The following is an 11,640-nucleotide window of genomic DNA, read 5'->3' as shown; positions in this document are numbered from 1 at the left end:
CTGCCCCGCCTGCGCTTCCAGCATCCTTCTTTCTGCTTGGGTTCCCCGACGGTGTGCGTGTCGCCCCCGCCCTCCGGGCCCCCCCCACCCCTCCCATTCATGATCGACAACTCAGTCCCTCTGCCGGTACGGCCGCTCCCGGCATGCAGCGCTTCGCGGGGGCGGCGTCCGCTGACGGGACGGGTGTGGGGCTGGATGTGTCTTCCTCCGGCGGTGTGGTGCATCCGGCAGCCGTGTGGCAGACCCGCTGACAGCCGGCTGAGGCGGCGCACACGGCCGACGATGGTCGCCTTAACGCTGAGATGAGCCGTCGGAGAGTGCCCGGCGGGTCATGCGCCGTTCGATGTGGATCTGGGTGAAGACGGCGACCTTGGCCCGCAGGGCCCAGGGGTCGAAGGGTTTGGTGATGTAGTCGACTCCGCCGACGAGGTAGCCCTGGCTGGCGTGTACGGGGTCTGCGCCCATGGCGGTGAGGAAGATGATGGGGACGTCTCGGTTGCGGTGGCGGTGCTTGATCTGGGCGGCCGTCTCGTAGCCGTCCATGCCGGGCATCTGGACGTCCATGATGATGACGGCGAACTCGTCGTTGTCCAGGAGGGCTTTGAGGGCTTCCCGTCCGGACGAGACGGTGACGAGGTCTTGGTCGAGTGTGCCGAGGACCGCGGTGATGGCCAGGAGGTTGTCGGGCTGGTCGTCGACGACGAGGATCTTCGGCATGGCGGCGTCCGGCACCGACGGCAGCACGGCTGGACGTTCCAGGGCTTCGAGTTGGAGCTCAAGGAGCTGACAGCGCGCTTCGGCCGCGGCACGTTCCTCACGCGTGCTTCTCAGCTCTTCGCCGAGCCGGGTGACCTGCTGCTGTAGGACGTCGCGTTCCTCGAGCAGCTGGGAGGCGTTGGGGTGTGCGGCAGCCAGTTCGTCGGCTCGGCCCCGCTCGGCCTTCCAGTCCGATTCGAGCTGTGAGAGGCGCACTTCCAGGTCATGGATACGGTTCGTGCGTTCCAGCAGAGCATCGCCCAGGACGTCGCCCTGAACGTTGGAACGCCGGGACCGGCGGTCGGCGTCGGCCAGCTGCTCCTCAAGGACCTCCATGGCGTGATGCTGTGAGGAGCCAGCATCGCTCGCCGCCCGGTACAGCTCCCGGACGAGCTCTACGGCCTCGGGTGTCACGGCAGTGCCCCGATGCTCACCGAGATCGGCCAGGAGCTCTCTGACGATCTTCCAGGGAGGTAACCGGGTGCCGTTGAGGTACCGGGAGAGTGAGCCGGGGTCCCATTGCCGGCGCGCAGCGTATCGCCGCACGGAGACTTCCAGCCCCTCGAACAGCTCGCGCAGCGCCTGAGCGAGAGCACGCGTGGCTTCGGGAAGGTCACTTCCGAGCGGCCTGAGCTCACCCACGACCTTGTCCCTCCGCCCTGTTGCTTGCGATCAGCCGGTTGAAGAACGAGACGCCCAGTGCGGCCGTCGCCAGGCCTGCCAGCACGCTGCGGGCGAGGCTGCCGCCTCCGAGCCAGGACAGCGCAGCTGCGGTTGTCCCACTGAGTACCGCGAGCAGAAGGACCAGCGCTGCTCTGGTTGTCACCAAGGGCGGTTCCATGCCGTCTCTCCATCCACTGTCCCGTAGCCGGGCGGCTGAGGGAATGTCACTCCCAGTTCGACGGAATGCCGTCTGGGTGACACACAGGATGGAGGGAAAGCGGCCTGTTGCGTACGGCAATCGGCGCTGCAACACCCCCGCTGTGTAGCTGTGTTGCCAGAAAGCAGAGTGTTTTCCCAGGCCAATGGGTCCGCCGGATCATCGTTGCCAAGTGTTGCGTGCAACGTGGGCATCCTCTGGGTGTCCCGGCCGCCTGCTCGTGAAGGGGCCGAGCGCTCGCTTTTCGTCCCCGCCGACAGGTCGCGGAAAGGACGCGGCCGCCCCGAGGGAGCCTTCCCCCGAGACCTGGTCGGCGCTCAGAGTGATCTCGCCGAGTTGTACGCCGCGCTCCATGCCCACCGGTTCCTGGACGAAGCGCAAGACACCGCAGACCCGGTCCCCCGGACAGCCCGACCGCTGACAGCAGCAAGCCCCCGCGGGATGCGCCGACGGCGGGGGTGCGCCCAGGACCCATCGAGGCTGTTTACCGGACTGCTCCGCTGCGCAGGGCCGGGTTTCTCCATCAGTCCGGATGGCTGCCGCCACTCAAGTGCTCTGGGGCGTCTTGCGAACCGCGGTGTCGGAGTCCTGCGGGGCTGCCAGATCTCGCGGGGCTGCCGGATCTCGGGAGCGGAGCGGACTCCTCCCGGTTCCCGCCCGCGCTGGGATGCGGATACCGGCCTTCGCCCGGAACCCGCATCGTGAAATCATCAAGCGATGCCCGAACCGAGCAGCGACGATGGCCGCACTTTCCGGCGCGAGACCGAGCGGGTCGTCAACGAGATCGCTCAGGGGCTCCGCGCGTTGGACGCTGGTGTGGGCTGGTTCTCCGACCTCGCCCCAACACGCCAGCAGGAGGTTCTGCAGGAAGTCGCCGGCTATGCGATGCAGGCGCACATTACGGCTGCGGACGGCCGTGCGGGGGTGGCGCGGTCCGGTGTGAAGCCCACGGCTAACCCCTCAGTGATGATCTGCATGGACCCGCCCCGCTACGGGTTTGCGGGCCTCCCCTCCGCCGAACACGTCAAGGCATTCCGCGTCCTCGTTTCCGTGTTCGCCGTTGCAGACGCTCGCCGCCGCGAGACGTACTGTAAAGGCGCCTGCGGACATGCGTGGCACAACCTGCCAGCGAGAACCGAGCAGCCGTAGCATCGGCCCTTCCGGCTCTGGCTGGGCTGGTTATCGGGCGGCCCCTCCCGTGTGGCGCCCGGTGTCGGCGTACTCCTCTGAGTGGCTCTGGCAAGATTTTCGTAGCCGGAGATCATCTTGGTGGCACGGTCGGCCGGTCCGCATAGCCGGGAGCCTGTGGCTGTGCCCTTTTGAACTACCTGGCCTGTTACCGCAGTTGTCTGATGTGTTGGTGGAATCGACGGATGTCTCCGATGCTGTGGTGTCGGTCCGAGCCCGTACGAGATCTGGGAAACCGGCGGGATGCACGGGGTGTGGTCAGCTCAGCTCGTGGTGCCACAGCCGCTATGCACGGCGTCTCACCGATGTCACGCTCGCAGGCCGACCTCTGCGCATCGACTTGTCAGTACGCCGGCTGTACTGCGAAAACACGACGTGCCCGAAGGTGACCTTCGCCGAGCAAGTACCGGGGCTGACGAAGCGCTACCAGCGGCGCACACCACAGTTACAGCGCCTGGTGGAGGATGTCGGTGTGGTGCTGGCCGGGCGTGGCGGGTCCCGGATGCTGCGGATCTTGAACATCAGGCTTTCGCGGTGTGCTGTCCTGTCCCAGGTGATGCGCGTGCCGCTTCCTCCACTGATCACTCCTCGAGTGCTGGGCGTGGACGACTTCGCGCTCTACGGCGACACCTACGGCACCTTGCTGGTCGACGCCACCAGCCGGCTCCCGATCACCTTGTGGGAAGGACGCGACGCAGCACAGCTCAGCCAGTGGCTCCGCGAGCACCCTGGCGTTGAGGTCGCCTGCCGCGACGGTTCCCTCACCTACCGGCAGGGCATCGCCACTGGCGCCCCGAATGCCGTACAGGTCAGTGACCGCTTTCACCTCTGGCAGGGGCTCTCCCGCCGCGTCCAGGACATCGCGTCCACCCACCGCGGCTGCCTGCCCGCAGCACTGCCCCCGGCAGGCGAGACGAATCCCGCACCCATCGACGTGATGAGGTAGGAGACCGCCTGGCCGAACATGCGCTCCGCCGTGACCCGGTCGAACGGGTAGTCGCGCATGAGGAGCCTGACCTCGCGGTCCCATACCTCCGGGCTGACGTAGTCCTGCGGGGAACGGGTGGCCGCGTATTCCTCGCGGTCCTTGATGGTCGTCGGTGTTGCCATGGTGCCCTCCGGTTCTCGGATTGCGTGGCGCTACCTGCCCGGCCGACGGCTGACGGCCGGGCTTTCCCGCATCGCATGGGCGGTGCGGGGGTGGAGAGGCGCCGACCGGAGATGGCGGGGACCAATCCCGCGGTCGGCGCCGGTCATGTGGGCTCGGGGGCGTGGGCTCCGGGCGGGTACGACAGGAACACGCCGCTGTGGTGGAGTTGTTCGAGCACGTCTGCGTACGCCGCGTTGTCCGTGGTGATGGCGGCCCGGCCGATGGCGACGATGCCGTGCGCGAAGCCCTGGGCCGCGTACAGGCAGGCCTCGGTGAACCCGGTTCGCTGCCCGATCGCGGGGGCCTGGCCGACGTCGGCGAACGAGGACCGCGTGAGGTGCCACTCCATGCGGTGCACGTGTGACTGGATCAGTTCCAGGTCCGCCCGCCGCTCGGCGCCGGGCCCGGCCAGTATGTAGGGGGCGACGCGTACCGTGCGGTGTGCGCGGCGGGCCCGGGCGATGATGTCCGCCTGGATGCGCCTGCGCAGGATCTCCAGACGCACGTCCTGGGGGCGGGGCGTGGCGGAGAGCGCCGGGTATCCGCTGGGTGTGGTCACGTTGTTCCCTCACGGTTGGACCCGCGTGCGGAGGAGGGGCGTGGAGCAGGCGCATCCTCCGCCGCGCACGGAGATCAGGAGATGGTGCTCAGGAACTGCCCGAGGAGTACCTCGTGCGGGATCGGGCCGGGCTGGAAACGGTCGAGGAAGTCGCGCAGCGGCAAGTGCGGCACGAGGCGGTCGCCGCGGCACGGGCGCAGCCAGTACGGGCCCGGGGGCTCCGTCTGGGCCATCGGCGGGAGGGCGAGCTCGTACGGGGCACCCAGGCACATGCCGTACCGGAGCGGCTCCCACACCGCGTGCGTGCCCGGAGGGACGAACCAGATCAGCCACCCGCGCTCGGAGTCCTCGATCACTGGGCCGCAGGCAGGGGTGGTGAGGCGCTGGCCGGGGACGTGCTGCACTTCGTCCATGAGGCTCACCACGGCGTAGGCCTCGGGGCCGCTCGCGGTGACGACGATGTCGAAGAACCGCCCGCCTAACGGCAATTGCAGCGGCCGCCCCTGTTGGAGGTCCATCAGGCTCCGCACGCGTGCGGCCAGGTCGTGCATGTCCGGCGCGACGTCCTCGGGCGCGACGTCCATGGTCTGCGTCAGGAACTCGATGCCCGGGGCCGACGCGCTGCCGCGCCTCTTCGGCGGGCGCTGGGAGAGAGGTGTGCGCGTCACTTGGAACCGTCCCAGGTCGCGGGGATGATGGCCTGCACCTTCTTGCCGACGACCAAGCCGCCGTCTCTCGTCACGTCCCAGGTCGTACGGCCGTGGTAGTGGGCCACCCACCACAGTCCCGTGGGCGCGCCTTGAACCTCACCGCTCTGGTTGGCGGCCTGCTCGAACCCGGGGAATTCGGGAAGCGCGTCCTCGACCTCGATGACCATCTCGTTGGTTTCGGGGAGTCCGAACACCCGCAGGTACACCATGTTGCCGGGGAGCGGCTTGCCGTGCTGGACGGCGTTGTCGACGAGTTTGTCGGCGACGCGCGCGGCCTGGTCGATGTTGCCGGTCCAGCGCGCGTACGTGAGCCACGGGCGCATGCGCAGCCGGGCGTTCGGGCCCGCGCTCTGGGTGGCGGCGAGCGGCCAGAACTGTAGGAAGCGCGGGTTGTCCTCCGTGAGTGGCAGCAGCGTGGCCGTGCTCGCGTGCGGTGGTGCTGCCGCTCTGTCTGCGGTGGCGGTTGCGGGCTGCTCTGGGGGATTCAAGGGGACTCCCAAGTTCATGATTGTGCTCGGTCAGGCGCTTCGGCGATTGCGGCGGCCGGGGCGTCGATGGTTACCGCTGTGCAGCGGCTGTTCAGTAACCAGATAACTCCGCTGCGCAGCAGGCTGGTTAGGGTGATCGGGCGCTGATCCGGCGGAACACCCTAGGGTGATTTGACTGTCGCTTTACCTGACGGGCGGACGGCAAGTCGCTACGGTGCGTGCATGGATGCCACGCGCAATGAGGCTCTTGAGGCGTGGATGGACGAGCACGGGTACAGCTCCAACAGGCTGGCTGAAGCGGTGAACAGGGCCCTTGAGCAGCTCACTGGTCGGACTGGCGGACTGGACGGCTCCTCCGTCCGGGACTGGAAGGCCGGTCGGGTCTGCTGGCCCAAGTCCGCCACCCGCAAGGCACTTGAGGCAGTCAGCGGTTTACCCGCCACCGCTTTAGGGTTCGTGCCACGGGGCCGGGCCTCGTCCACCCCGGCCGCACCGCAGGAGGACTCCGATATGAAGCGCCGTACTCTCGTCGGCGGTCTTGCCGCCGCCGCCGCAGCTGCAGCAGCCACCCCCGGCACCACAGGACCCCGCCGAATTGGCATGATCGATGTCGGCCGACTACAGCAACGCTTCGCCGAGGTGATCGCGAGCGACCACCGCTACGGTGGCCAGCCTGACATCGAGCAGCGCGCCGCCGCACTCGCCGACGAGGCCCTGAACCTTCAGAACGCCGGCAGTGCCACCCAACGCGTCCGCAGCAATCTGTACGGGTGCGCTGCCTCGTTCCGATCCTCCGCAATGTGGGCGGCGATCGACGGCCGCCGCTACGCCGACGCGAAGGCACACATGCGCGAGGCCCAGGCCCTCGCCGAGATGTCCGGAGACCAGGCGATCAAGTTCCGTATTTGGAGCCACGCAGGGGCCATGTACCGGCACATCGGCCGCCCGGCCGAGGCTTTGGCCGCGAACGACGTTGCACGCAACCTGCACATCACACGCCGCGATCCCATGTTCGCCTCCCTCGGTCTGGCCCGGCAGGCAGCAATCCACGGCGCTGCGCAGGACCGCACGGGCACCCGCCGCGCGCTCGACCAGGCACAAGACGCCCTGCAACGCATAGACCCAGACGCATACCGGCCGGTGTGGCTGCTCGCCTTCTACGATCAGGCCGAGCTGAACTCCCTTGCCCTCTCAGCCTTCCTCGCGCTTGGTGACTACCCGACCGCAGAGTTCCACGCCCATCGCTGCCTGGCCACCCTGCGGCCCCACATGCGTCGGTCCCACGCCATCACCACCACGCGCCTCGCACACGCCCAACTCGCCCAAGACGACCTTGAAGCCGCCGCGATCACAGCCATGCACGTACCTGCCGACGCCGCCACCCAGCACGCCCGTGTCTCCCGCATGCTGCAAGAGTTCGGCGCCGCGCTACGTGCGCGAGCGCCGCGCAGCTCCACCGCGCAGACCTGGACCGAGCACACTCGCGACGCCTGGAAGGCCATCCCATGACCACGGCACCCACGACCGAACTCCGCACGTTCACCGAGCTGGACCCCATCCGCGGCGACGTGATCGACGTATACGCCGCAGTGCGCGCCCCGCTGCTCCACCTGCCGAACTACGCCATCACCGCCTTCGGCGAGCGGCTGGACCGGCACAGCGCCGAACCGGGGTTCACGGTCGTCCTCGCGTACGCCGATGGGCACCCGGTCGGTTACGCCTACGGCAACCGCATCGAGCACGGTGACCGGTACTGGCAGCGCACGGCCCCAGAACCGGCGGAGGAGTACACCCGCCGTCCGGCCGTGGCGTTGAAGGAGATCGGCGTACGGGATGAGTGGCGGGGGACCGGGACCGCGCGGCGGATGCATGACGCGTTCCTCGCTGCGCGGGACGAGTCGTACGTGACGCTCATGGTGAACCCGGCGGCCGGTGGCGGGAAGGTCCACCAGCTCTACCAGTCGTGGGGCTACCAAGACCTCGGCCAGAGCCAGCCGTCACCGGCGTCACCGACGCTCGTCGTGATGATTCGCTCCGCCCGCTGACACGGGCGGAGGCCGCCTCAGCTTGTGCCTGATTGTCGGCGGGTTTCGTTGGGGTCAGCAGTGCACACGGGCGTTGTCGCCGTCGATACGGACGATGCGCCTCGCGACTTCAGCGTCAAGGGTCGAACGGTGTACGCCCGATCATTGACGGATGCTCAGCTCCTTGGCCTCTTCGAGCACGTGGAGGGCCTCGTCCCGCCGGTTCAGTGGGGAGTGCTCGGCAAGGAGTTGGAGCGCCGAGGCTACAGGCGAGGAGAGGGATTCGGTGTCTGGCTCCGGTCCTGAGTGGAGCGCGGCGGGATCGCGCAACGGACCCTGGGCGTTTTGTCGAGGCCGAGGGAGTCCAGGCGGTCTACGCGAGCTTCACCGTGACCTGCCCCGGCCGTGACGGCTGCGGCAGCGTGAGCACCTGGTTCAGCGGTATAGGTGCATCCCTGGCCTGCGGCGTGAACCCTCAAGCCAAGGAGCCCTGGGTCCAGGAGGCCTATCGGCTGACGTGTGGTCCGCTCAGACTCTGAGGAGCAGACCGGGCGGCTTGAATTGGGACCGCCAGATCCAACGACGGACTACCGGCGCAGGACACTACTGAACTTGATTGGGTGATGTCGGGAGCGGTCGTCCGACGAGGGCCGCCCGTCTCGCGGGCCTACGGTGTTGCCTGGGTACTCCATGGGGAGAAAATCTCCCCAATCAAGTTCAGTAGCTGCTCCTGGCGCGCCGACGCCTCCGGTAGTTCTCGATACGCTGGGTGGAAGGGGGCGACGGGGGGCGAAGATGGACATTGCCCTGATCACTACGCTTATCGGCGCGGTGGCCGGCGGTATCGTCACATTCGGTGGAACCTGGCTTCATACGCGCACCAGCGTTCGCACGGCTGCCAGGCTGATCTACGCCGAACTCACCCGGGACAGCACCGCTGTCGCCTATTTTCGGCAGACCGGGCACTGGGCCGCGCCGACGTTGAACCGCGCTGCATGGGACAGCCAGGGTGCGTTGCTGGCGCGTCGGCGCAGCAGTGCCACCTTCGAGGCTGTGCACCGTGGTTACGCGGCTCTGGAGATTGTGCCGTTCATTGCGGACGACACACTCTCCGCGGCGGATCGCGGTGAACTCCTGGACTGGACAGTGGAGCGGTTGACGCGGGCCATCTCTGCGATAGGGGAGGTCGCGCAGGTACCGAAGGTCCAGGTACGGGACTGGACTAGGCGGCTGGAGGGCGCCCCATTGGCAGGCCGGGCTACAACTCATCCGCTGTTGCGTTCCGGAGTGATCCCGCTTTCCCTGTACGAGCGCTTGACCGAGGAGGGTGGACTCCAGCTGACATACCAGGGCCTCGGGTGGCGTGTGACGGATGGTGAGTTGACGTTCATCGGCGACGGGTCACCCCCCGAAGACGTGCAGCACATAGTCTTCGAGGCTCGGTGGGGGGAAGAGCTTGACAGGCTTCCTGTGGCCCGTGCCACTGGCGACGAACCGGTGGGCGACTCTGCGGTCGATGAGACCTATGACGGTCTCGTGGCCACATCGCGATTCCTGCGTGAGGTCTTCGGCCGCGAGTATCTTCTCGATCCCCGACTGCCCGTACCTGCGGTCGTTCACTACGGCAGGAAGTACAACAACGGCTTCTGGAACGGTTCCCTGCTTGTTCTGGGAGATGGGGACGATCAGACCTTCTCCCGGTTCAGCCAGTGCCTTGAAGTCGTGGGAGCCGAGTTGATGAAGGCCATGATCCAGCAGACGGACCTTGTCTTCCATGGACAACCCGGGGCACTCATCAACTCGTTGTGCGACGTCTTCGGAGTGATGGTCAAGCAATACGCGCTCGGGCAGAGCGTCGAGGAGGCCGATTGGCTGCTCGGAGTCGGTCTCCTGGCACCCGGGATCAATGGAGTCGCGCTGCGTTCGCTCAAGGAGCCGGGCACGGCCTACGACAATGACACTTTGGGCAGGGATCCGCAGCCCGCGACGATGGGCCACTACCTGCAGACCGAGCGCAACAACGGTGGCACCCACATCAACAGCGGCATCCCTAACCGTGCCTTCTACCTCGTGGCAGAGCGGCTCGGTGGCAAAGCGTGGGAGCGCGCCGGATGGATCTGGTGGGATGTCCTCACCGGTGGCGAACTGGCGGAAGAGACGCAGTTCGCTGACTTCGCCCGGCTCACCGTCGCTGCTGCCCTCAACCGTTACGGCCAGGGCGAGGAGCATCAGGCGGTCGTTGATGCCTGGTCGAGTGTGGGCCTCCCCACTGACCAGGTGCATTGAGCCTTCTCTCAGTCTGAACCTGCAGGTCATCGGCTGGTGTGACGCCCATGCATGGACTTCCGTGCGCCTCGGGGGCGATGCCCTTGCGTGCGGCGACGGTGAGCGGGCGGGCGACGTCGTCGGGGATGACGGCGTACAGGCGGCCCATGCGGTCGGTGGTGACGGTGACGGCGTCCGTGGTGAGGACGGGCGCGGTGGTTGCGGCCATGAGGTATCCCTCCGGGGCGTACTGGGTGACTGGGCGGCCTGCTCTCAGGCCGGGAGCTGCGCGAGCGCGACGGCTGCGGGGGCGATGACGTAGTGGCCCTTGGTGCGGAGCTCGGCGGCCACGGCCGCCGCCGTGGACGTCGCTTCGTCTGCGGGTGCCGGCCGGACGTACGCTTCGATGCTGTTGTTCCAGGTGAACCCCCGCGCGGTGAGGGCTTGTTCGGTCTCGGCGGTGAGGTCCTGCGGGGCGCGGCGACGACTCCGTGTCCGGGGTCGGGCGTGACCAGGTACATGGCGGGGCCTCCCGGCGCCGGTTCCCGCCGGCCTGAGCGGGAACCAGCGCCGTGGGTCAGATGGCGCTGATGGTGTGGTCGGCTTCCAGCACGCCGAGGAGGCGTTCGTCGGGTACATCCACTGCTTGATGCCTGCGCTCGACCGGGCGACGATCCGCCATCACCGGCATCGTCGCCACGACCTAGGAGTTCGAGTGCACTTCCACGAGCTCACCGAACGCACCGGTGACGATCTTCAGGGCGACAGGGGACGACTACTTCTTCATCGAGGACCGGTCCGGTTACTCGGCACAGCCGCCCATGGTCGTCGAGCTGGAGGGCGACCACCACGGCGTGTTGAAGGCGTACGGCGTTGGGGATTTTCGGCGCATCCGGGCCGCGGTCGCTGGACAGATCTGCTGAGGGGATCGGGCGGGCCTGCCGGTGGCGTCCCCGTCGGGGCGCCGCCGGTCAGCTGCCCGCGTTCCGTTCCGCGATCCGTAGATTGTCGGCGATGTCCACACGCACCGGATGCCCGGCCGGCAGGCCCATGCTCTGGGCGTGGGCGCGGCGCAGGACCGTGAGGCCGTCGCGGCGGAGGCCTGCGGCGAAGAGGGTCGCGCCGAGGGTGTTGGCGGTGGTGAGGGTGGATTCGTGGGCGGCTCCCAGGCGGCGGGCGCGGCGCTGCCAGGTGTCGTCGAGAACCGCGACGGACGCGGAGACGTCGCCCTGGATGGCCAGGGCCCCGCCGAGGTTGTGAGCGCAGTCGAGGGTCGCGGGGTCGTCGGGGCCCCAGGCGCGGGCCGCACGGTCGGTGGCCTCGCGGGCGATCTGCGCGGACGCAGCCGCCTTGCGCTGCTGGTAGAGGGTGGAGCCGAGCAAGTTGAGCAGGCCGATGGTCTCCCCGTGGTTCGCTCCCAGCTCCGCCTCGCAGTCGGGCAGCAGGCGGCGCAGGAGCACCTCCGCCGCGGTGAAGTCGCCGGCGTCGAACAGGATGCGCGCCGTGCGGAGCTGGCGGCGCAGGCCGGTGCGGTTCGGGCCCTTGCGACGCCACACGACGCCCCCTCGCCCACGGCGTCGTCGCCGTGTCGTTGTCCCGGTGGTGCGGCCAACCACCATA

At 68.1% G+C, this 11,640-nt stretch carries 13 protein-coding genes; 6 read left to right on the top strand and 7 right to left on the bottom strand.

The genetic code is table 11. The features are described 5' to 3' along the window. Window positions 1–291 precede the first annotated feature (291 nt). Together ACWD68_RS36580 and ACWD68_RS36575 are read right to left on the bottom strand one after the other, a co-directional pair. On the bottom strand, window positions 292–1,398 hold the full coding sequence (locus tag ACWD68_RS36580) for a response regulator (protein WP_451810782.1): 1,107 nt from the start codon (window positions 1,396–1,398) through the stop codon (window positions 292–294). Further along, window positions 1,391–1,582, bottom strand: coding sequence for a hypothetical protein (locus ACWD68_RS36575; protein WP_451810781.1), 192 nt, complete (start codon window positions 1,580–1,582; stop codon window positions 1,391–1,393). Before ACWD68_RS36575 ends, ACWD68_RS36580 begins: the two co-directional genes overlap by 8 nt. A gap of 771 nt (window positions 1,583–2,353) precedes the next feature. Between ACWD68_RS36575 and ACWD68_RS36570 the strand changes: the two genes are divergently transcribed. Both ACWD68_RS36570 and ACWD68_RS36565 read left to right on the top strand, forming a co-directional pair. Beyond that, a complete protein-coding gene (locus tag ACWD68_RS36570; RefSeq protein ID WP_451810780.1) occupies window positions 2,354–2,785 on the top strand; it encodes a DUF5958 family protein in 432 nt (143 codons plus the stop codon). Continuing rightward, window positions 2,745–3,770, top strand: a complete 1,026-nt coding sequence (locus ACWD68_RS36565; RefSeq protein WP_451810779.1) for an ISL3 family transposase — start codon at window positions 2,745–2,747, stop codon at window positions 3,768–3,770. The genes ACWD68_RS36570 and ACWD68_RS36565 overlap by 41 nt, the downstream gene beginning before the upstream one ends. A 307-nt stretch (window positions 3,771–4,077) precedes the next feature. Here the strand turns inward: ACWD68_RS36565 and ACWD68_RS36560 are convergent, their stop codons facing one another. From ACWD68_RS36560 to ACWD68_RS36550, 3 genes are all read right to left on the bottom strand, one after another. Next, window positions 4,078–4,533 (bottom strand): hypothetical protein, encoded by a 456-nt coding sequence (locus ACWD68_RS36560; RefSeq protein ID WP_451810778.1) that lies wholly within the window; start codon window positions 4,531–4,533, stop codon window positions 4,078–4,080. Window positions 4,534–4,607: 74 nt separating this feature from the next. Further along, entirely contained in the window at window positions 4,608–5,201 is a 594-nt protein-coding gene (locus tag ACWD68_RS36555) for a hypothetical protein (RefSeq protein ID WP_451810777.1), read from the bottom strand. Beyond that, window positions 5,198–5,731, bottom strand: a complete 534-nt coding sequence (locus tag ACWD68_RS36550; protein ID WP_451810776.1) for a hypothetical protein — start codon at window positions 5,729–5,731, stop codon at window positions 5,198–5,200. Before ACWD68_RS36550 ends, ACWD68_RS36555 begins: the two co-directional genes overlap by 4 nt. A gap of 222 nt (window positions 5,732–5,953) precedes the next feature. Here ACWD68_RS36550 and ACWD68_RS36545 point away from each other — a divergent pair, with 222 nt between their 5' ends. From ACWD68_RS36545 to ACWD68_RS36535, 3 genes are all read left to right on the top strand, one after another. Further along, a complete protein-coding gene (locus tag ACWD68_RS36545) occupies window positions 5,954–7,240 on the top strand; it encodes an XRE family transcriptional regulator (protein ID WP_451810775.1) in 1,287 nt (428 codons plus the stop codon). Then, window positions 7,237–7,776: an N-acetyltransferase family protein gene (locus ACWD68_RS36540; RefSeq protein ID WP_451810774.1), complete on the top strand. Its 540-nt coding sequence runs from the start codon at window positions 7,237–7,239 to the stop codon at window positions 7,774–7,776. The genes ACWD68_RS36545 and ACWD68_RS36540 overlap by 4 nt, the downstream gene beginning before the upstream one ends. A gap of 774 nt (window positions 7,777–8,550) precedes the next feature. Then, window positions 8,551–10,041, top strand: a complete 1,491-nt coding sequence (locus ACWD68_RS36535) for a M4 family metallopeptidase (RefSeq protein WP_451810773.1) — start codon at window positions 8,551–8,553, stop codon at window positions 10,039–10,041. Window positions 10,042–10,597: 556 nt separating this feature from the next. Here the strand turns inward: ACWD68_RS36535 and ACWD68_RS36530 are convergent. Continuing rightward, window positions 10,598–10,720, bottom strand: coding sequence for a hypothetical protein (locus ACWD68_RS36530; protein WP_451810772.1), 123 nt, complete (start codon window positions 10,718–10,720; stop codon window positions 10,598–10,600). 46 nt (window positions 10,721–10,766) lie between these two features. Here ACWD68_RS36530 and ACWD68_RS36525 point away from each other — a divergent pair, with 46 nt between their 5' ends. After that, entirely contained in the window at window positions 10,767–10,943 is a 177-nt protein-coding gene (locus ACWD68_RS36525; RefSeq protein WP_451810771.1) for a hypothetical protein, read from the top strand. A 48-nt stretch (window positions 10,944–10,991) separates the two neighbouring features. Here the strand turns inward: ACWD68_RS36525 and ACWD68_RS36520 are convergent, their stop codons facing one another. Next, window positions 10,992–11,576, bottom strand: a complete 585-nt coding sequence (locus tag ACWD68_RS36520; protein ID WP_451810770.1) for a tetratricopeptide repeat protein — start codon at window positions 11,574–11,576, stop codon at window positions 10,992–10,994. Between the last annotated feature and the right edge of the window lie 64 nt (window positions 11,577–11,640).

It is taken from the genome of Streptomyces sp. NPDC005141 (assembly GCF_053599975.1).
This window is presented reverse-complemented; position numbering and strand designations above follow the sequence as displayed.

Coding starts and splice junctions, on each gene's coding strand:
- ACWD68_RS36540 (WP_451810774.1), top strand. CDS start 7,237: ATGACCACGGCACCCACGACCGAACTCCGCACGTTCACCGAGCTGGAC.
- ACWD68_RS36535 (WP_451810773.1), top strand. CDS start 8,551: ATGGACATTGCCCTGATCACTACGCTTATCGGCGCGGTGGCCGGCGGT.
- ACWD68_RS36570 (WP_451810780.1), top strand. CDS start 2,354: ATGCCCGAACCGAGCAGCGACGATGGCCGCACTTTCCGGCGCGAGACC.
- ACWD68_RS36565 (WP_451810779.1), top strand. CDS start 2,745: ATGCGTGGCACAACCTGCCAGCGAGAACCGAGCAGCCGTAGCATCGGC.
- ACWD68_RS36545 (WP_451810775.1), top strand. CDS start 5,954: ATGGATGCCACGCGCAATGAGGCTCTTGAGGCGTGGATGGACGAGCAC.